Origin of the sequence: Cohnella hongkongensis (assembly GCF_042654645.1) — a bacterium.
GTDB classification, from domain to species: domain Bacteria; phylum Bacillota; class Bacilli; order Paenibacillales; family Paenibacillaceae; genus Cohnella; species Cohnella hongkongensis.
On sequence record NZ_JBHSEP010000002.1, the window covers coordinates 25666 to 45059 of the forward strand.

The 19394-nt window shown below is 60.8% G+C and carries 15 protein-coding genes; 9 read left to right on the forward strand and 6 right to left on the reverse strand.

The window, feature by feature from the left end:
* Positions 1 to 98 precede the first annotated feature (98 nt).
* Positions 99 to 755, forward strand: a complete 657-nt coding sequence (locus tag ACFO3S_RS03500) for a futalosine hydrolase (RefSeq protein ID WP_378092302.1) — start codon at positions 99 to 101, stop codon at positions 753 to 755.
* Positions 752 to 1597 (forward strand): 1,4-dihydroxy-6-naphthoate synthase, encoded by an 846-nt coding sequence (locus ACFO3S_RS03505; RefSeq protein ID WP_378092304.1) that lies wholly within the window; start codon positions 752 to 754, stop codon positions 1595 to 1597. The genes ACFO3S_RS03500 and ACFO3S_RS03505 overlap by 4 nt, the downstream gene beginning before the upstream one ends.
* Before the next feature lie 9 nt (positions 1598 to 1606).
* On the opposite strand, the gene ACFO3S_RS03510 is transcribed toward ACFO3S_RS03505, so the two are convergent.
* The gene (locus tag ACFO3S_RS03510; protein ID WP_378092306.1) at positions 1607 to 2839 is read right to left on the reverse strand and encodes a flagellar cap protein FliD N-terminal domain-containing protein; all 1233 of its coding nucleotides are present in this window, start codon (positions 2837 to 2839) and stop codon (positions 1607 to 1609) included.
* 252 nt (positions 2840 to 3091) lie between these two features.
* Here ACFO3S_RS03510 and ACFO3S_RS03515 point away from each other — a divergent pair, with 252 nt between their 5' ends.
* Both ACFO3S_RS03515 and odhB read left to right on the forward strand, forming a co-directional pair.
* Positions 3092 to 5986, forward strand: a complete 2895-nt coding sequence (locus ACFO3S_RS03515) for a 2-oxoglutarate dehydrogenase E1 component (protein WP_378092308.1) — start codon at positions 3092 to 3094, stop codon at positions 5984 to 5986.
* A gap of 5 nt (positions 5987 to 5991) precedes the next feature.
* The gene (odhB, locus tag ACFO3S_RS03520; RefSeq protein WP_378092310.1) at positions 5992 to 7248 is read left to right on the forward strand and encodes a 2-oxoglutarate dehydrogenase complex dihydrolipoyllysine-residue succinyltransferase; all 1257 of its coding nucleotides are present in this window, start codon (positions 5992 to 5994) and stop codon (positions 7246 to 7248) included.
* 222 nt (positions 7249 to 7470) lie between these two features.
* On the opposite strand, the gene ACFO3S_RS03525 is transcribed toward odhB, so the two are convergent.
* Together ACFO3S_RS03525 and ACFO3S_RS03530 are read right to left on the reverse strand one after the other, a co-directional pair.
* The gene (locus ACFO3S_RS03525; protein ID WP_378092312.1) at positions 7471 to 7857 is read right to left on the reverse strand and encodes a hypothetical protein; all 387 of its coding nucleotides are present in this window, start codon (positions 7855 to 7857) and stop codon (positions 7471 to 7473) included.
* Positions 7858 to 8021: 164 nt separating this feature from the next.
* Positions 8022 to 8906, reverse strand: a complete 885-nt coding sequence (locus ACFO3S_RS03530; RefSeq protein WP_378092314.1) for an AraC family transcriptional regulator — start codon at positions 8904 to 8906, stop codon at positions 8022 to 8024.
* Between the two features lie 561 nt (positions 8907 to 9467).
* On the opposite strand from ACFO3S_RS03530, the gene ACFO3S_RS03535 reads away from it, so the two are divergent.
* Together ACFO3S_RS03535 and fdhD are read left to right on the forward strand one after the other, a co-directional pair.
* A complete protein-coding gene (locus ACFO3S_RS03535; RefSeq protein ID WP_378092316.1) occupies positions 9468 to 11822 on the forward strand; it encodes an FdhF/YdeP family oxidoreductase in 2355 nt (784 codons plus the stop codon).
* Positions 11819 to 12631: a formate dehydrogenase accessory sulfurtransferase FdhD gene (gene fdhD, locus ACFO3S_RS03540; RefSeq protein WP_378092318.1), complete on the forward strand. Its 813-nt coding sequence runs from the start codon at positions 11819 to 11821 to the stop codon at positions 12629 to 12631. Before ACFO3S_RS03535 ends, fdhD begins: the two co-directional genes overlap by 4 nt.
* Positions 12632 to 13240: 609 nt before the next feature.
* Here fdhD and ACFO3S_RS03545 read toward each other — a convergent pair.
* From ACFO3S_RS03545 to ACFO3S_RS03555, 3 genes are read right to left on the reverse strand one after another with little or no spacing between them, the layout of a single operon-like run.
* Positions 13241 to 14044 carry an ABC transporter permease gene (locus ACFO3S_RS03545; protein WP_378092320.1) on the reverse strand — a complete coding sequence of 268 codons (804 nt, stop codon included), beginning with the start codon at positions 14042 to 14044 and terminating at the stop codon, positions 13241 to 13243.
* Entirely contained in the window at positions 14028 to 14846 is an 819-nt protein-coding gene (locus ACFO3S_RS03550; RefSeq protein WP_378092322.1) for an ABC transporter permease, read from the reverse strand. Before ACFO3S_RS03550 ends, ACFO3S_RS03545 begins: the two co-directional genes overlap by 17 nt.
* The gene (locus ACFO3S_RS03555; RefSeq protein WP_378092324.1) at positions 14847 to 15842 is read right to left on the reverse strand and encodes an ABC transporter ATP-binding protein; all 996 of its coding nucleotides are present in this window, start codon (positions 15840 to 15842) and stop codon (positions 14847 to 14849) included.
* A 389-nt stretch (positions 15843 to 16231) separates the two neighbouring features.
* On the opposite strand from ACFO3S_RS03555, the gene ACFO3S_RS03560 reads away from it, so the two are divergent.
* From ACFO3S_RS03560 to ACFO3S_RS03570, 3 genes are read left to right on the forward strand one after another with little or no spacing between them, the layout of a single operon-like run.
* Positions 16232 to 17434: a helix-turn-helix domain-containing protein gene (locus ACFO3S_RS03560; protein WP_378092326.1), complete on the forward strand. Its 1203-nt coding sequence runs from the start codon at positions 16232 to 16234 to the stop codon at positions 17432 to 17434.
* Between the two features lie 40 nt (positions 17435 to 17474).
* Positions 17475 to 18530 (forward strand): ABC transporter substrate-binding protein, encoded by a 1056-nt coding sequence (locus ACFO3S_RS03565; RefSeq protein ID WP_378092328.1) that lies wholly within the window; start codon positions 17475 to 17477, stop codon positions 18528 to 18530.
* Entirely contained in the window at positions 18527 to 19348 is an 822-nt protein-coding gene (locus tag ACFO3S_RS03570; protein ID WP_378092330.1) for an alpha/beta hydrolase, read from the forward strand. The genes ACFO3S_RS03565 and ACFO3S_RS03570 overlap by 4 nt, the downstream gene beginning before the upstream one ends.
* The last annotated feature ends 46 nt before the right edge of the window (positions 19349 to 19394 follow it).

Here is a 19394-nt window from a genome sequence, read left to right on the forward strand (position 1 = left end):
GGAAGAACGCGGATTTACTCCGCAGGAGAGGAGGTCTATACTGGTTAAAGCGGAATCGAGCGGCTGTCGCCCCGATCAAGCAAGCGGGAGGAATGTAGATGACTCGAAAAATATTGATCATGACCGCGGTCGAGGCGGAGAAAGAAGCGGTGCTGCGAGGACTGAGCGGAGAGCCCGGGTTCGAGGTCGCGATCGCGGGCGTCGGCCCGGCCGCGGCTGCGGCAAGCACTGCGGCGGCGCTGGCCCGGGCGGACGGGCGATACGATCTCGTCGTCAGCGCCGGCATTGCCGGAGGCTTCGCGGATGTCGCGCCGATCGGCTCGATTGTCGTCGCCAGCGAATCGATCGCGGCGGATCTGGGAGCGGAGACGCCCGAGGGCTTCGCCAGCGTGGACAAGCTCGGCTTCGGAACGAATCGGCTTCCCGCGGACGCCGAGATCGCCTCGCGTCTTGCGGAGGCGCTTCGACGCGCAGGAATGCCGGCGCACTGCGGTCCCGTGCTGACGCTGTCGACGGTCACAGGCTCGGCCGCTACGGCGGAAGCGCTCGCCGCGAGATATCCCGGAGCGGCCGCCGAGGCGATGGAAGGCTTCGGCGTCGCCGAAGCGGCCCGTCTCTTCGGCCTTCCCTTCCTTGAAGTCCGCGCGATCTCGAACGCCGTCGGACCGCGTGACAGGGACGCCTGGAAAATCGGCGACGCCCTGGCCGCGCTCGAAGCGGCCAACACTTATTTAGCGGAGGTGCTTCCATCATGAAAATCGCTTATTCGCCCTGCCCGAACGATACGTTCGTCTTCCATGCGCTCGTACACGGCTTCATACCGGATACGCCGAAGTTCGAAGTCACTTATGCCGATATCGACGTGACCAACCATCTGGCCGCCAGCTCCGGCGAGCTCGACATTCTGAAAATTTCCTACGCCGCCCTTCCTTGGATGCTGCCCGAGTACAAGCTGATTCCGTGCGGGGGGGCGCTCGGAAGGGGGTGCGGTCCCCTCGTGCTTCGAGCCGGAGCGGAAGACTCGGCCCCGGCTGACGCCGCCGCGCTGTCCGGGAAGCGGATTGCCGTCCCCAGCGAGCGATCGACGGCTTATTTGTTGTTCCGGCTCTGGGCGGCTCGCCACGTTCCCGGCGGCGTAGGCGAAATTCTCGTCATGCCGTTCCACGAAATTATGCCGGCCGTCCGCGACGGCCGAATCGACGCCGGACTCGTCATTCACGAGGCTCGGTTTACTTACCGGAACTACGGTCTGTCCCAGGTCGTCGATCTCGGGAGCTGGTGGGAGGGCGATACCGGCCTGCCGATTCCTCTCGGCGCGATCGTCGCCCGGCGTTCCCTCGATTTGGAGCGCATCCGCGAATGGATCCAAGCTTCCGTCGCCTATGCCTGGAAGCAGCCTGAAGCTTCGAGAAGCTACGTGATGGAGCACGCCCAGGAGATGGATCCGCAGGTGGCCCGTGCGCATATCGAGCTCTACGTCAACGAATTCACCGCCGAGTTGGGGAACGACGGCTTCGCGGCCGTCACCACGCTGCTTGAACGGGCCATCGGAGAAGGGCTTGTGCCGGCGATGAATTTGGCGGATCTGCGTCCGTAGAGCACGGGATTATATTAGACTATGGATCAGCAGCCCCGTCGTCGGGATCTGCAAATAGGCTTGCATCGTCGCCTGGTAGGCGGCGAACTGCTGGAGCGCCATCATATGCGGATTCAGCAGTCCGCTGGCCGGAACGGCCTGAAAGCGGGACGCCTCCTGCTCCAGGCTTCGGGCGGCCCCCTCCGCCGCCCGCGCCGCTCGTTCCGAGTCCGTGCGCAGACGGGTCCGCAGCGCCCTCTCGTCCACGCTCAGCGTGCCGTCCCCGTTCACGCGAATGCCGATCGCGCCGAACGTCGCTTCGCTTACCGTCCCCTCCAGGCTCTTCCGAACATGAGGACTCATATACCCACCCGCTTCAGTCAAGCGGGTTATCGTGTCGTTATAATCTGCGACCAGCCTGCCGATCCGCGCCAGCGCCTTCTCCTCCAGCGCCCGAACCTCAACGGCAACGGGAGCGTCCGTCACCGCCAGCAGGAAGGCTGTCGCCTTGCCTTTCTCCAGCTCGACGACGTTGGACTGGGCGGAGATCGCAGCGCCTCCGTTGACCGAATAAGCCGCATCGGACGCAGCGGCCGTCGCCTCGGTAATCCCGGACCAGGCAGCCGCGCTGCCCGCTTCGTCCGTCACCGTGAAGCGATGATCGGTTCCCGTCCGATCGCTTCTCAGCTCCAGCCTCACCGTTCCGTTTCCACCCGACGCGAGACTTGCGGTGACGCCTGCACGCGCGTCGTTGATCGCGTCCCGGATGCGCCCTAACGCCTGTTCGTTCGAGTCCCCGGCCGCCATCCGGATGTCGACCGTCGTCTCTCTCCCGGCGATCGACAGCTTTAAGCGATGAACCCCGCTATCCTGTTCGGACGGGGCGTCGCCCGCCATCTCCTTCCCGACGTGTACCTGCGCCGACGCGAGGGAATAGACTTGAATCCGATATGCCCCCACCGCCGCTCCGTCTTTCGCCTCCACAGCAATCGCCGACGGATCGGAAGACTGCGTTTCTCTGGACCGAAAAAGCGAACCCGCCTCCCGTCCCAATTCCTGAGCCGACCGCTGGAGCTTGCGGGACGATTCCAGAAAAGAAGCGACGTTCTCCGCAGCCTTGCGGACGAACTGCTCATAAGGCGACGGGTTCGCCCTCATCCACATGCCGGACGGCTGCCGGTATCCGGTTTGATGAAATGGAGAATACATATAAGAAGAAACCGGAGCAACGGCTAAGTTCGAATTCGTAACGGAGTCGATCATCTCCATCCTCCTCCTTAGTCGTTTCGCGATTTATTTCTCTTCATTATATAATAAAAAGCGAGTCAAATCCGACACGATGGCGCACCCTAACCTTCATATTGGGAAAACCCGCAAACCAATCTATTTTATAGATCATTTCAATGCATAATAATGACTATTCCCGAACATAAAAATGATTTAGAATGGTAAGAGGTGCATGCGTTACAATCTTGGCACCCGTGTATGACTAACATGAATGCAGAGGGATGCACAATGTCAGTGGACAATGGAAAAATGCAAGAATTATGGCACCAGTTTTTCGGCCCCAATCTGGGCTACATCCAAGAGCAGTACGACATCTATCTGCAAAATGCGGAAGCGGTAAGCCCCCAATATCAAGAGCTGTTCTCGCGATATGGAGCCCCCCCACGCTCGGACTCCGCAACGCCATACCCGGTTAACGCTTCGCAAGCTGCCGGCGGCTCGGCCGCACTCGACGCCGCTCTACTCAAGAAAGCGATAGCCGCCGGTCAACTGGCTTGGAATATACGATCCTTCGGCCATCTGGCCGCCGATATCGACCCGCTCGATCTCAGTCCTAAAGCAAGCACGGAGATGATCGAACCCGGTACTTACGGTCTTAGCGAATCCGATCTGAAGCAGCTTCCTCCGGACTGCGTCTGGGAAGACGCTCCCTACTCGTTGAACAACGCCTGGGAAGCCGTGCAAAAGCTGCTGCAAGTCTATACCGGCCCCATTGCCTTCGAATTCGGACACGTCCATGTCGAGGAAGAGCGGAAGTGGCTCAACAAGCAGGCCGAGACGGTCATTCCGTCCACTCGACTGCTCGCTTCCGAGAAGGAATCCTTGCTTCGCAAGCTGTTCGAAGCGGAACAATTTGAGGACTTTCTGCAGCGCACCTTCGTCGGTCAGAAGCGCTTTTCGGCGGAAGGGATCGAAGCGCTCGTTCCGTTAACCGACGAAATCGTACACGAACTGACCAATGACGGCGCCCGCCATATCGCCATGGGAATGGCGCATCGCGGTCGTCTTAACGTGCTTGCGCACGTCCTTGGCAAGCCATACGGCAGCATTTTCTCGGAGTTCCATCATTCGCCGAACAAAAATCTCATTCCTTCGGAAGGCTCGATTGGCATCAACTACGGCTGGACGGGAGACGTCAAGTATCATCTTGGCGCCAACCGCTCGATCACTTCCGGCGAGACGGCGGAAACCCGCATTACGCTGGCCAACAATCCGAGCCATCTGGAGTACGTGAACCCGGTCGTCGGGGGCTACGCCCGCGCGGCTCAGGAAGACCGCACCCAACCCGGCTATCCGGTGCAGAATCTGGACCAGGCGGCTTCCATTCTTATTCACGGAGATGCGGCGTTTATCGGCGAAGGCATCGTGGCGGAGACGCTGAACTTTAACAATATCCAAGGCTATACCTGCGGCGGCACGATTCATATCATCGCCAACAACCGCATCGGCTTTACGACGGAGAGCCATGACTCCCGTTCGACGCATTATGCCAGCGACCTGGCGAAAGGCTTCGAGATCCCGATCATTCACGTGAACGCGGACGAGCCTGAAGCAGTCATCGCCGCCGCGCGAATGGCCAGCGAGTACCGGACTCTGTTCAAAAAAGATTTCCTGATCGACCTGATCGGCTATCGCCGCTACGGCCACAACGAGACGGACGATCCGGAAACGACCCAGCCTCTGATCTATAAGAAGATTAAGGCTCACCCCAACGTCGCCCGCTTGTACGCAGACAAGCTGATTCGCGAAGGGGTGCTGACGGAGGAAGCCGTCGAACAGATCAAGCGCGACGTGCAGAACAAGCTGAAGGACGCCTATGAGGAAGTGAAGGGCAAGGAAGGAAGCAGTCCGATCCGGCAGTCTCTTCCGCCCGAATTTTCTCTTGACGCGCCGAAGCCGCTAACCGCCGTTCCTCTGGAGAAGCTGCACAGCATCAACAAAGGGCTGCTTCAATTCCCGGAATCGTTTAACGTGTACGGCAAGCTGAAGCGAATTCTCGAACGCCGGGCGGATGCGCTGAACGACGGCGAGAAGGTCGACTGGAGCCATGCCGAGACGTTGGCCTTCGCCACGATCTTGGCCGACGGAACGCCGATCCGGCTAAGCGGACAGGATGCTGAGAGAGCGACGTTCGCGCACCGCAACCTCGTCCTGCACGATACGGAAACCGGGGAAACGTTCTGCCCGCTGCATGCGATTCCCGAAGCGAAGGCTTCGTTCGCAATCCACAACAGCCCGCTGTCGGAAGCCGGCGTGCTCGGACTGGAATACGGCTATAACGTGTTCGCACCGGAAACGATGGTCATCTGGGAAGCGCAATTCGGAGACTTCGCCAACTCGGCGCAGGTTCTGATCGATCAGTTCATCTCGGCCGGCCAATCCAAGTGGTCGCAGCGCTCGGGACTGACGATGCTGCTTCCGCACGGCTACGAAGGGCAAGGTCCCGAGCACTCCAGCGCAAGACTGGAGCGCTTCCTGCAGCTGTCGGGCGAAGAGAACTGGACGGTGGCCTATCTGTCCAGCGCGGCCCAATACTTCCATCTGCTGCGCCGGCAAGCGTCCATTCTGAATACGGACCAGGCTCGCCCGCTCGTGCTGATGGCGCCGAAAAGCATGATCCGCAACCCGCACGTCGCTTCTCCGGCAGCGGAGCTGAGCGAAGGCACGTTCCAGACGGTCTTGGAGCAGCCCGGATTGGGCAGCCAGCCTTCCAAGGTGGAGCGTCTTGTTCTGTGCACCGGCAAAGTCGCCATCGATCTGGCCGAAGAGCTGGCCAAGACGCCGGACACGAACCGCGACTGGCTGCACATTGCCCGCGTAGAGCAGCTTTATCCGTTCCCTAAGCTGGAGCTCAAATCGATCATCGATCGCTTCCCGAACCTGTCCGAAATTCTGTGGGTACAGGAGGAGCCGAAAAACATGGGCGTATGGAGCTACATCGAGCCTCGCATTCGCGATCTTGTCGACGTCGCGAAGGTGTCCGTCAGCTATAACGGCCGTCCTAAGCGGTCGAGCCCGGCAAGCGGATACCAGCAAATCCATACGTTCGAGCAGCAGTTCATTATCAATCAAACTTTGGTTCAAAAGAAAAAAACGAAATCCGCAGTTAAATCCGGGAGGTAACTTCAATGCATGACATTCTTGTACCGGCGATGGGCGAATCCATTACGGAAGGCACGATCTCGAAATGGCTCGTCAAAGTAGGAGACAGCGTTAAACAAGGAGACCTTCTGCTGGAGCTGGAAACCGACAAAGTGAACTTGGAAATCAGCGCGGAGCAAGACGGCGTGATCGCGGAAATTCTGGCCGCCGAAGGGGATACCGTCAAGATTGGCGAACCGGTCGGCAGAATCGGCGCTGCTGGATCGGCGCCTTCGGCTCCCGCTGCTTCGTCTCCTGCAGCTTCGGCCCCCGTTGCCTCGGCGCCTGCGCCTGCCCAGCAGGCCGGCAGTCCGGCTCCGGCCGTCGCCGCCTCCTCGGCCAATGAAGGCGCTGCGCTCGCCACGCCGGCTGCCCGCAAGCTGGCGCGCGAGAAAGGCATCGACCTGAACGCGGTTGCCGCTCGCGACCCGATCGGCCGCATTCACGCCAGCGACGTCGCTTCGGCTGGGAGCGCTCCGCAAGCGGCTCCGCAGCCGGCGCCGAAGTCCGCCGCGGCCGACAAGCCGACCTCGAACACGAACAAGCCGGAAGAGCGCAAGCGCATGTCCCGCCGCCGCTTGACGATCGCGAAGCGGCTCGTGGAAGCCCAGCATACGGCAGCCATGCTGACGACGTTTAACGAAGTCGACATGACCGCGATTCTTGAAATCCGCAAACGCCGCAAAGACTCCTTCAAGGAGAAGCACGACGTCGGCCTCGGCTTCATGTCCTTCTTCACGAAGGCGGTCGTCGGCGCGCTTAAGGCGTTCCCGCTGTTGAACGCGGAGATTAGCGGCGAAGACATCATCGTGAAAAAATATTACGATATCGGCATCGCCGTATCCGCCAAGGAAGGGCTGGTCGTTCCGGTCGTCCGCGACGCCGATCGCCTCGGCTTCGCCGAGATCGAGCGTTCCATCGTCGAATTGGCCGGCAAAGCCCGCAACAACACATTGGAGCTGTCGGAGCTGCAGGGCGGCACCTTCACGATTACGAACGGCGGTATTTTCGGCTCTCTGATGTCGACGCCGATTCTGAACGCGCCTCAAGTCGGCATTCTCGGCATGCACAAAATCCAGCTGCGCCCGGTCGCCATCGACGCGGAGCGGATGGAGAACCGTCCGATGATGTACATCGCCCTGTCTTACGATCACAGAATCGTTGACGGAGCGGAAGCCGTGCAGTTCCTCGCGAAAATCAAGGAAATGCTTGAAGACCCGGAAACGCTGCTGCTTGAAGGCTGATTTTAAAATCCAAAACGGCTGCTTCTCGTCGAGTCCCGTCCTTCCGGACAGCTTCGGCGAATGGCAGCCGTTTTTTATCGTGTGCTCCCTTAATGGTTGTCGGATTGGCGGGAGGTATCCATGGGCATGGTTCAGAGTAGGATGGTATTGCGCATTAACCAGCGGATTACGTTGGAGGACTGACAGAAGAAGCTTTCAACCTGCCACTTCATGAACTGACACTCATTTTGCGCGTTTAAGCCGGTCGATCTCCAGCTCCGCTCGGCCTACCCGCTCAGCCAGATATTCGACGTCTTCCTTGGTGGCGAGCGCCTCAATCTTGCCGCTGATCGATTCGAGCAGGGCGACGACGTCGTCGTTCGATTCGGCTTCGATTCGGTCCAGCTGATGCTTAATCCCGTCCAGCCTGCCTTCCATATCATTAAACCTGTTGTCTATTTCATTAAATCGGTTGTCTACTTCATTAAACCGGTTGTCTACTTCATTAAACCGGTTGTCCACGCTGTCAAATCGAAGATTGACCTCTTTAGCGAACGTTTCCTGATTTTCCTTAACCGACTTCAGCTCGTCTCTGATCGACTCCAGCATCGCTTTCAGTTCCAGATCCATAGGTCTTCCCTCCTTTTCTGCGAGATAGCTCTATTGTAACAAATCAGCTTGGGGTTGGCACCTCGTTTTGGACAATGTCATGACCACGTTAAAGACGGCCTCCATCCCCCCGGGAGCGGATGCGAAGCCGTCCATTTCTTCTTAGCGGCCTGAAAAAAGACCGGTTAATCCATCTCTTCCCGCAGCTTAACCGGAATCCAAATTTCGCTCCGATAGGTCGGGGATGACGTATCCGCCCCTTCGTTCCACAGCATCTCCGGACCCGGGGCCAACTCGTAGTTGGAGGACGGGAACCATTCGGAGTAAATGCGGCCCCAGACGTTCTGAAGAGCCGACGGGTAAGGTCCGACGGACTCGAAGACAGCCCACGTCGACGCGGGCACCTCCAGCTTCGCCAGATGATCAGGCCCGTTCTCCGTCGTGGCCGCGCCCAGATAATGATCGAGCTCTCCCTTCTCCTCCATTCTCCCTTCGGAGAAATTCGTCGACGCGCTGATCAGCCCCCGCGGCTCCACGCTGGAAAGGCTCTTCAGTTCCTCGATTCCCTCCATGCCCAAGCTTTGCGCCATCTCGGCAATCTCTGGGTTAACGCCCTCGAAGACGATGGGAACCCTCTTCATGATGCCCACAATGCGAAAAGCCTCTTTCTCCACGATGCGATACTGCATGACATCTCCTCCGCTAACGGTTAATTGGAAGGATAGGCGGGGATAAGCTTTTAGCGGCCGGCCGCTCTGTCTGGCTTCCGAAGGCGTCACCCCGTGAACGCCTTGAAACGCTCTGGCGAAGGCGTCCGCCGAGTTATATCCATACTTCACCGCGATGTCCAGAATTCGATCCTGTCCGCGAGTCAGATCAAGGCCCGCCTGAGTCAGCCGCCTGCGGCGAATGTATTCCGACAACGGGATCCCGGCCAGAAACGAGAACATTCTCTTGAAATGATACTCCGAGCAGCGCGCTCGTCTCGCCGCCTCCCGGAAGTCGATCTCGTCGTCCAGACGGTCCTCGATGTAGCCGAGCGCGGCATTCATGCTTTCCAGCCAATTCATCGCTTCGCCTCCTTCCTTCTCCAAATTAACAGATGCCGATATCGCGCATCCGACTTTCCGTGCACCGATCTGCAGGGTGATTGCTCAACCATCTCTTGTCAGGTAAAAACTCCTTCGGCGTCCTCTAAACGCAGAATCGCATTTTTTGTCGGAGGTGATTCAGCCAAATTTCCAATTAAATTCCTCTGTTCTACCACTACTCGTTTATATTGGACTCTAGGCTACATATTTGTTGACTATTTGAACCCTATTTGAGAAAAGAATTTCAACTTTTGAGGAGTTCCTACCGGTTGCCCTCCTAGCGGTAAACTCTATTATATCGGACATCAGCCGGCGGTCTACCCTATTCGGGCGGCATGCGGAAATTTTAACATTGCCGATGAAGGCGTTTTCTTGCTAAGATAAGGCTATCATCGCTCAGGGACTAACCGCCCGACTTGCACTCTTCTGGCAGAAGACGGCATAGACTTGGCGGTTTTTTGATTTTGCATGCAAAAACTCCTTCGGCATCCTCTAGACGCGGAATCGCGTTTTATGAACGAAGACAAGCGAGGGATCACGATGGGAAACACCAAGCATACGGGCAGAATCAAGCTGCCGGGAAGGCCCGCTCCCGGACTGTGGGTCAGCAAGGTGCCGTTCGGACTCGGAAAAATAAAGCCTAAGCATATTCGCGATACGATGAAGGTCGTATGGGACAATCGCGACAACCTCCCCTACGCCTACCGGATTTTGACTCAGGGCGTGTGCGACGGATGCGCGCTGGGCGTGGCCGGCCTGTACGATCAGACGCTGACCGGCCCGCATCTGTGCACGACGCGGCTGAACGTGCTGCGCCTGAACACGATGCCGGCGATCAGGCCGGAGACGCTTCATGCCGATATCGACGAGCTGCGAACAATGGACAGCGCGCAGCTTCGCAAGCTCGGACGCATTCCGTACCCGCTCGTCCGGCGGCGCGGCGAGCGCGCCTTCCGCCGCGCCTCGTGGGACGAGGCGCTGGACCGGATCGCGGGCAAAATCCGCGGCATCGATCCGAAGCAGCTCGCCTTCTACTTGACTGCCCGGGGCATTACGAACGAATCCTACTACGCTGCCGCGAAGGCGGCCCGCTATATCGGCACGAACAACATCGACAACGCTTCGCGAATTTGCCATTCTCCGTCCAAGACGGCGCTCAAGCGCTCGCTAGGCATCGGCGCGTCAAGCTGCAACTACAAGGACTGGATCGGCGCCGACGTCCTCGTCTTCTGGGGCAGCGTCGCGGCGAACAACCAGCCGGTGTCGACGAAGTATATGTACGCGGCCAAACGCGCGGGCACGAAGATCGTCGTGATCAACCCGTACCGCGAGCCGGCGATGGAGGGCTATTGGATTCCTTCGATTCCGGAATCGGCGCTGTTCGGGACCAAGCTGGCCGACGACTTCTACCAGGTGAACATCGGCGGCGACATCGCCTTCATGAACGGGATCATGAAGACGTGGTTCGAGATGGAGGCGGCGCTTCCCGGATCGGCCGTCGACCATTCGTTCGTGCGCGAGCACGCTGCCGGCTACGAGGAGCTGAAGGCGCACATCGAACGGCAGGACTGGGAGGCGCTCGAGCGCTCCTCCGGCCTGACGCGCGGACGAATCGGCGAATTCGCCCGGCTGCTGGCAGCCTCCCGCTCCGCGGTGTTCGTCTGGAGCATGGGGCTGACGCAGCATCGCTTCGGAACCGATAATATTTCGCAGATCGCCAATCTGGCGCTGCTGCGCGGCTTCCTCGGCCGCGAGCATTGCGGCGTCATGCCGATCCGCGGACATAGCGGCGTGCAGGGGTCAGGCGAGATGGGCGCAGACCCGTTCAGTCTGCCCGGCGGAGAGTTTTCCGGCAGGGATATCGAACGGATCGAGCGGCTGTGGGGCTTCGAGCTGCCGAAATGGCAGGGCGATATCGTCGGCGTATCGCTGGAGAACGCGCTGCTGCCGGACGACCACGAGCGCAGGCTGAAGGTGTTCTACACGTCGGGCGGCAATTTCCTGGAGACGATGCCGGATCCCGACTTCGTCAGGCGCTGCCTGGAGAACGTCGACTTGCGCGTCCATCAGGACATCGTGCTCAATACGTCGACGCTCGCCGACGCCCGGGAGGAAGTGTGGGTGCTCCCGGCGATGACGCGCTACGAGCAGCCGGGCGGCGGCACGTCCACTTCGACGGAGCGAATGGTGTACTTCTCGCCGGAGATCCGCGGCCCCCGCATGCCGGAAGCGCGGCCGGAGTGGGCCATCTACGGCGAGCTGGCCGCCCGGGTCAAGCCGGAGGGCCGGGAGAAGGCGGCGTTCCGGAGCGCGGCGGACATCCGCGCGGAAATCGCGCAGGCAGCCCCGAATTATGCGGGCATCGAACGGCTGGAGAAGCAGGGCGACGTCTTTCAATGGGGCGGCGCATGGCTGTGCGAGGGCGGCGTCTGTCCGACGGAGGACGGCAAGGGCCGTCTGCTGCCGATCGAGCTGCCGGAGCTCCGCAAGCCCGAGGGCCGGTTCTACGCCACGACGAGACGAGGCAAGCAGTTCAATTCGATGGTGTACGGAGAGACCGACCCGTTCAATGGAGCGGACCGATACGACGTGCTGATGAACCGCCGGGACGCCTCCGCTCTGGATCTGAAGGAGGGCGACGCCGTCGTGGCCTACAACCGCTGGGGCACGTTTCACGGTCGAGCGAGATTCGCCGATATCGCGCCGGGCAACGTCGAGCTGTATTGGCCGGAGGGCAACGTGCTCATGCCCAAGGGCGTCTACGAGCCGCACGCCGGCATTCCGGAATATAACGCCTCGGTCGTGCTCGAGAAGGCGGAAACGTATCACGCGCTCAAGGATACGCGCTTCGTCGAGCGGCGAATCGAGGAATTGGAGCTGGAGGTGCCGGGATGACGGAGGAGACGAGAATGCCGGGCCCAGCCGGGCCGACTGTCGCCTGGCGAACGATCAAGCTAAGCGGCGGCATGGCGGACGAGACGGAGGACACGGTTGCGACGGAGTTCCCGCTGACGATCCGCCTGGACGGCGAGGAATTCGCGACGCTCGTCTGCTCGCCGGACGATCTCGACGACCTCATCGTCGGCTTCCTCGCTTCGGAAGGCGTCGTACGCACGATGGCCGACATTCGAAGCTGGTCGCTGGACGAGGAGCGCGGCTTCGCCTACGTCGAGCTGACGCGGCCGCAATCGACCGCGAAGGAGCTTCATTCCAAGCGGATCATCGGCTCCTGCTGCGGAAAAAGCCGCCAGTTTTATTTTCAGAACGACGCGCGCACGGCCAGAACGATCTCCGGAGGAGCCGCGATTCCGTCCGAGCGGTGCTTCGAGCTGATGAGCCGGCTGCAGTCAAACTCCGACAGCTTCCGCCTGACGGGCGGCGTCCACAACGCTGCGCTGTTCGACGGCGCCGGCAGCATGATCGTCCGCGCGGACATCGGCCGCCACAACGCGCTCGACAAGCTGTTCGGCCACTGCCTTCGCAACCGGTTGACAGCCCACGACCGCGTCCTCGCCTTCAGCGGCCGGCTCTCCTCCGAGGTCGTGCTGAAAGCGGCCAAAATCGGCTGCCCGATCGTGCTCTCCAAATCCGCGCCGACGGATCTGGCGCTTCGTCTTGCCGAAGATCTCGGTCTCACGTGCGTCGGCTTTATCCGTTCCGATTCGATGAACGTCTACACGCACGCCCGGAGAATACAGTATTAAAGCGCGTACCCGATGCATCGCCTGCCTCCTGGCGGGGGGCGGTCAATGTTGTCAGGTTAAGCCGTTACGTATGCGATCGAAGGCGCGCAACCTGCCGGCAACGTCTAACGGTTGCAGTGGCGCTTAATCGATCGTTTTCCCGAAAAAGGAAAAGCTAACGGTTGCCACCGCGCTTATTTTGGGGTTATCGAGCGAAACGGCGCGGTTTCGGCGGAAATAGCCGCTTCCGCAACCGTTACAAACTCCGTACTGCGAAAAGGGCACAATTAGCGGCGCTGGCAACCGTTACGTTAGTGGGCTGGCGGGGGCTCGCGTGTGTTGGCGTGTGTTGGCCTAGGCTGGCGGGGTTGGCGTGTGTTGGTCTGGACTGGCGGGGGTTCGCGGGGTTGGCGTGTGTTGGCCTGGACTGGCGGGGGTTCGCGGAGTGCGTAGGTTGGTCCGGACTGGCGTGGGTTGACGTGGTGGTTGGCGCGAGCTGGCATAGGTTGGCGTGGATTGGCACGAGTTGGCCTTGTTCGCGATGACCGTCGGGGCTCCGCCGACAACTGGGACGATTCCTGCAAGGCCGCTTGTTGACCGTTTGCTTAACCTGACATCATTGGGGGGCGGTCAGCTTCTCATCGCGATCGTGTTCCCCGAAGCGTATCTTCGCAGCCCCTTGCGGAAGAGCAGCGCCCCCGCGAGCGTTAATCCGCAAGCGGCGGCCGCCGCGCCCGCCGCGAAAAGCGGGTCGAAGTCCCGCAGCAGACCGATCGGCATGTAGCTGATAAAACCGGCCGGGACGAGAGAAAACAGCGCCAGCTTCACGAAGCCACGGAAAATGTCGGACGGGTACGTCGTCAAGGCGATAAAGCTGTTGAACAACTGCTGCGTCATTCCCTCCGCGTTGCCGATCCAGAAGGCGGAGCACCCCGCGATGACCATTACCGCGATAAACAGCATGCCGCTAATCAGCAGTCCAAGCGAGAACAGCAGCATGCCGCGCGGCGACGTATCCCCGACCATCAGGTAAACGGCGATTCCGAACAGGAAATCTCCCGCCGCCGTTACCGAGCAGCGGCTGACGAGCACGCTCAGCAGCACCGGCCTCGGCTGCGACAAATAGACGTCCAGATGTCCCGTCGCCACGATGCCCGCGATTCGCGGGAAGTTGCCGAACAGCATCGCCGCCCAGCCGAAGCCTCCCGTGCTGACTGCCCACAGCAGCATCACGTCGTGAAGCTCCCACCCCTGCACGACCGGAAACCGACCGAAAAACAGCCCCCAGAAAAACAGCCAGATCGCATTGTTCACGAACATCATCCCGGCCAGCAGCAGGAAGCTGAGCCGGTATTCCATCGCGGCAGCCAGATTGACCTTCCAGCACGTCCAGACGTATCGGGCGTTCGCCTTGAGTTTATCCGCCGTTGACATGAAGCTTCTCCCCCCCTCTCCGATACATTCGGCTTACGGCCAGCGCGAGCAGGACGACCCAGCCGAGCTGGATCGCAAGCTGCTTGACCAGCAGCGCCGAATCGAAATGCACGGCCATTCTTGCCGGAAAATAAAGCGCCGCCTGAAACGGCAGCCAGGCGCAAACGCGCTGCAGCCATTCCGGCATCAGGTCGATCGGCAGCAGCATGCCTCCGATCGTGAACTGCAGCTTCTGCAGGACGAAATACAGTCCGCTCGTCTCCTCGACCCAGAAAGCGCACAATCCGACCAGCATCAGCAGCAGGAAGGTTACCGTCAGCGCTCCCGCGCTCAGCGCCAGCAATCCGAGCCAGCCATAGCCGAACGCCGGAGGTCCGACGAACGGCCAGGCGATGGCGCTTCCGATCGCCAGATGGACGGCGAAACGAGTCAGCGCCTCGCAGGCGAAGACGGAGAAGTGATAGCCCGTGTAAGACTGCGGCCGGATGAGCCGGATCGCGACGTCGCCGTTCTTCACCTCCTCCTCGATTCGGGAGCACAGCGGCGGAGCCGCCAACGTCAAAGCCTCGGTGAAAACGAGATACCAGACGATCTGCTTCAGCGTAAAGCCGGAGATCGACTTCGAGAAATCCCCTTCATAGGCGGCCGACCATAGCTGGATGAAGACGAACAGAATGAACAGCAGGAAAAAGCCGCGCAACGCGAAATCCGTCTTATACGCCAGCTGATGACGGAACGCGATTTTGCCGACCGCGGCCGCCTTGCGCCCCGACGCCGTCCATCTGCCGCTCTCGCCGATCATCTAGTCCGCCTCCTTTTTCATCCCGTAGATATGCTTGATAATCTCCTCCAAAGGAGGGTCCTCGACATTGACGTCGGTGAAGCCAACCCGGCCGATCAGCTCTCCGAGCACGCGTTCGATCGTCGTTCGCTTCAGATCGACCGCCAATCGGCAGCCGCCCTCCTCCGTCTCCCATCGCGCTCCGGCAATGTCCGGCAGCACGGCCCCGCGTCCGTCTCCGGCCAGCTTAAGCGTCACGACCTTGCGGCTGAGCACCTCCCGCTTCATCCGCTCGACCGGCTCGTCGACGAGCACGCCTCCGTGATGGATGACGACGGCCCGGGAGCAGAGCGTCTCCACGTCGCCCGCATCGTGCGAGGTCAGAAACACGGTCGTGCCTTCCTCCCGGTTCCGCTCGCGAATCAGCTCGCGGATGCGCTGCTTGACGACGGCGTCCAGACCGATCGTCGGCTCGTCCATGAACAGCAGCCGGGGTCCGTGCAGGAACGAGGCGGCGATCTCGCAGCGCATCCGCTCCCCGAGCGACAGCTTGCGCACCGGCGTATGCAAATAGGGGCCCAGCTCGAAGCGCTCGATCAATTCGTCCCTGCGCCGCGCGTATTCGTCCCGCTTCAGCTCGTAGATCCGGCTGACCAGCTCGAACGTGTCGATCGGCGGCAGGTGGTACCACAGCTGAGATTTCTGCCCGAAGACGGCGCCGATTCGGTAAGCGAGCCGCTCCCGTTCCTTCCACGGCGTTAATCCGAGCACCTCCGCTTCTCCGAAGGAGGGATGCAGAATGCCGGTCAGCATCTTGATCGTCGTCGACTTGCCCGCCCCGTTCGGACCGAGGAAGGCGACCGTCTCCCCTTCCCGCACGGTCAGATCGATGCCGCGCACCGCTTCCTTCGTCTCCCAGTTCGGTTTCCACAGCGAGCGGAAGCTGCCGGAAAGCCCGGCCTCCTTTCTTTTCACGCGAAACGTCTTGCCCAATCCCCTCGTCCGCAAAGCCAGCATATCGATTCTCCCCTCGTCTCTCTGCCATGGTAAAGCAAAAAAGACCTCCAGCCCGCCCCGCCACGCCTAGCGGAACTTGCCGAAGGTCTTTTATCCCTCCCGGTGTAACGCGGCCGACGCCGCGGCGGTTTCGCTCGGTTCGGCGAGCGCGGCGTCATGCCCTCCGTCGCTCCCGGCTCCCTAGAAACCCTTCCGTTTGATGTTAGATTTTACCTCGGGCGGTCGGGAAAGGCAAGACGTTTTTTATGAAATTTTCAGTCGACTTTCCGTATCCTGCCGTATCCGCACTCGTCCTCCTCCCTTTGCAATCGCCGCATGGATCGTCTATAATTCGTTATAAATGATAATCATTCTCATTGTCATCTGTAAAACGGAGGAGGCACACCGTTTTGGAACGCGCAGAAACCGCAACGGCTGCCGATTCGGCGCCGCATTCTCTTGAGCCTATTCGCGAATTTATCGCCGAGCATTACGACGAGCCGCTGACGCTGGACCAGCTGGCGGGGATGACGGGGCTGAGTCCCAAATATTTCGGAGAGCTGTTCAAGAAACGCTACGGACAGAGCGTGACGGATTATCTGACGGAGGTTCGCATCCAGCAGGCCAAGCGATATTTGCGCGACACGGACGAGCTGCTGCGAGACATCGCACGCAAGGTCGGCTATAGCGACGAATTTTATTTCAGCCGCAAGTTCAAGAAGGAAGTGGGCGTTCCGCCTTCCGCTTATCCGCGCCGCGGGAAGCAGCGAATCGCCGCTCTCTCCCCCTCATCCATCGGATATTTGCTCGCGCTCGGCATCGTTCCCGTCGCCGCCCCGCTCGACGCCAAATGGACGGCCTATTATTACCACCATTACTTCTCCCGAATTCCGGTTCATCTTCGTCTTCAGCCCGGGGAAGCCGATATGGCGGGAGACGGCAGCGACCTTCTGAAGAGCCGGCCCGACGCCGCAATCGGACGCGAGCCGCCTCGGAGCCCGCGTCTGCTCGCAGCCCTGGAGCGCCGTTCGCTTCCTCTGTTCGTGCCGGACCGGCAGTTCGGCTGGCAGGGCCAGCTTCGCCAGATCGCCGACTTCCTCGGCGTCCGGGAACGCTGCGACGCCTGGATCTCAGCGTATCGGAGCAAGGCCGAGTCGGCCCGGCAGCTCGTCGGACAAGCGGTCGGACGCGATTCGTTCGCCGTGCTGCGGCTGTGCGGCGGCGAATTCTATCTTTACTGCAATCGGGGAATTCGCGATGTCGTCTACCACGATCTGCAGCTGCGGTCCGCCTGTCTGAAAGCGGACGTCTACAACGACAAGATGAGTCTTCAGCAGCTTCGCCGGCTTAACCCCGACCGCATCCTGCTGCTCGTCTGCCCGGACGCCGAAACGCGGTCCGCCTGGCTGATGCTGCAGCATTCCGCGGAATGGCGAGGGTTAACAGCGGTGGACAGCGGGCGGGTCTATCCGATCCCGTCGGACCCGTGGTTCGAATATTCGGCCTACTCGATCCATCGCATCTTAAACGAAATGGTGGCGATGCTTACCGGAAAATGTCCAAACGACGATCCGGCATTCGTCCATGGCGACGGAAGTCCCTCTGCTTTATAATTTTTCAGTGAGAATCATTATCATCAAGAGGGGGATTTCCATGCTGTTCCGATTTCAAAAGCCGATTGTCCGTTCCAGGAGATTCGGCCTCCTTTCCGTGCTCGGCGCCATCGTTGCCGCCGGCTTGTTAACCTCCTGCAGCGCCGGCAGCGGCGAAGAATCCGGCTCGCCCTCCGCGGCTGCCGTATCTTCGGCGGCCGGGACGACGGCCTCTCCGGCCTCGTCCGAGACGCCCGATTCGTCGGCTCAGTCGGCCGCGTCCGCTTACCCGCAAAGCTTCCAGGACGAGATGGGGCATGAGGTGACGCTTGAGGCGCCTCCCGAAACGGTATTCGCGCCGGGAATGGAGGATTCGCTCGTCGTTCTCGGCTTCACGCCGGCGGCGCAGTGGGCCAACGGGAATGTCGTCCCCTCCTATCTGCAGTCGAAGCTCGGCGACGTCCCCAAGGCCGACTTCGCCGCCGGATTGCCGGCTCCCGAGACGGTCGCCTCGTACCAGCCGGATCTGATTGTGCTGAACAATTCGCATTATGCGGAGAACGGCGTATACGAGCAATATGCGAAGATCGCTCCGACCTACGTGTTCCGTCAGGCGGCGAGCGATCTCGACTCCACCCTGCGCAAGCTCGGCGAACTGCTCGGCAAGGCGCCCGAGGCGGAGCAGGCGCTAGCGGATTATCGGCAGAAGGTCGAGACGGCCCGCGCCAAGCTCGCCCCGGTCTCCGAAGGAAAGAAAGCGGTAATCATTCGCATGAATGCGAAAGGAATGTTTCTAATGGGCGGGGATTACTTCGGGGGATTCGTTCTCGCGGAGGATCTGGGATTCGGCAAGAGCAAGCTTGTCGAGCAGGCGAGCAGCGCTCCGCTGTCGCTGGAGCTGCTGCCCGAGCTGGATGCGGATTACATCTTCATCGCCAACCATGCCAACACGGGGGACGCTTATTATAAGGAATTGACCGGCAGCCCGTTGTGGCAGAAAGTTCCGGCAGTCCAACAAGACCGGGTGTTCCAGGTCGAGGACGATTCGTGGCTGAACGGCGGACTGTTGGCGAGCGGCAACGTCGTCGACGAGGTCGTGAGGCTGCTCGCGCCATGAACGGAACGGAGCGCCTGATGATGCGCGTCGGCGGATGCGAAGAGCATCGGCTCTTATCGCGGACCAACGGCCGGGAATATCGGATCCTCATCGCCAGGCCGGCGGAGGCGGCTCCGCCCGGCGGCTATCCGGTCCTCTACACGCTGGACGGCAACGCCACCTTCCTCACGATGGCGGAAGCGGCCCGGCTGCAGACGCGCAAGCCGCACGGCTTCGATCCCGCCGTCATCGTCGGCATCGGTTACCCGTCGGACGAGCCCTTCGACATGAATCGGCGCTGCTACGACTTCACGATGCCCGCCGGGGATGGAACCCTGCCGGCCAGACCGGACGGAAGCCCGTGGCCGGAGCATGGCGGAGCCGATTCGTTCCTGGACTTCCTCGAATGCGATCTGCAGCCTTTCGTCGGAGAACGGTTCGCCGTCGATCCGCTCAGACAAACGATCTTCGGCCATTCGCTCGGCGGTCTGCTCGTCCTTCACGCCCTGTTCTCGCGGCCGGAGCTGTTTTCCCGTTACGCGGCAGGCAGCCCTTCGATCTGGTGGGGGGCCCGCGCGATTGTGACGGAGTCGGAGGCTTTCATCCGAAGCTTCGGCGGCCGGCTTCCGCCCGTTCGGCTGCTGTTCACGATCGGCGCGAACGAGCTGCCGGACATGGTCGGGGACGCGGAGGCGCTCTTCGCCAGACTGCAGCCGTTCGCCGGCGAAAGCGGAGGCTTCCGCACCTCGTTCGCCAAATTCCCCGAGGAGGGGCATGTCAGCGTGCTTCCGGCGGCGATCAGCCGCGTGATTCGGTTCGGCTTGAGTCAAGACCCGTAGCGGCCGGCCGAACGAGAGGCCGATGCGGGAAGGCGCCGTCTCTCCG

Bases quoted from the DNA above. Each gene is read 5' to 3' on its own strand.
- ACFO3S_RS03500 (WP_378092302.1), top strand. From the start codon at position 99: ATGACTCGAAAAATATTGATCATGACCGCGGTCGAGGCGGAGAAAGAA.
- ACFO3S_RS03505 (WP_378092304.1), top strand. From the start codon at position 752: ATGAAAATCGCTTATTCGCCCTGCCCGAACGATACGTTCGTCTTCCAT.
- ACFO3S_RS03510 (WP_378092306.1), bottom strand. From the start codon at position 2,839: ATGATCGACTCCGTTACGAATTCGAACTTAGCCGTTGCTCCGGTTTCT.
- ACFO3S_RS03515 (WP_378092308.1), top strand. From the start codon at position 3,092: ATGTCAGTGGACAATGGAAAAATGCAAGAATTATGGCACCAGTTTTTC.
- odhB (WP_378092310.1), top strand. From the start codon at position 5,992: ATGCATGACATTCTTGTACCGGCGATGGGCGAATCCATTACGGAAGGC.
- ACFO3S_RS03525 (WP_378092312.1), bottom strand. From the start codon at position 7,857: ATGGATCTGGAACTGAAAGCGATGCTGGAGTCGATCAGAGACGAGCTG.
- ACFO3S_RS03530 (WP_378092314.1), bottom strand. From the start codon at position 8,906: ATGAATTGGCTGGAAAGCATGAATGCCGCGCTCGGCTACATCGAGGAC.
- ACFO3S_RS03535 (WP_378092316.1), top strand. From the start codon at position 9,468: ATGGGAAACACCAAGCATACGGGCAGAATCAAGCTGCCGGGAAGGCCC.
- fdhD (WP_378092318.1), top strand. From the start codon at position 11,819: ATGACGGAGGAGACGAGAATGCCGGGCCCAGCCGGGCCGACTGTCGCC.
- ACFO3S_RS03545 (WP_378092320.1), bottom strand. From the start codon at position 14,044: ATGTCAACGGCGGATAAACTCAAGGCGAACGCCCGATACGTCTGGACG.
- ACFO3S_RS03550 (WP_378092322.1), bottom strand. From the start codon at position 14,846: ATGATCGGCGAGAGCGGCAGATGGACGGCGTCGGGGCGCAAGGCGGCC.
- ACFO3S_RS03555 (WP_378092324.1), bottom strand. From the start codon at position 15,842: ATGCTGGCTTTGCGGACGAGGGGATTGGGCAAGACGTTTCGCGTGAAA.
- ACFO3S_RS03565 (WP_378092328.1), top strand. From the start codon at position 17,475: ATGCTGTTCCGATTTCAAAAGCCGATTGTCCGTTCCAGGAGATTCGGC.
- ACFO3S_RS03570 (WP_378092330.1), top strand. From the start codon at position 18,527: ATGAACGGAACGGAGCGCCTGATGATGCGCGTCGGCGGATGCGAAGAG.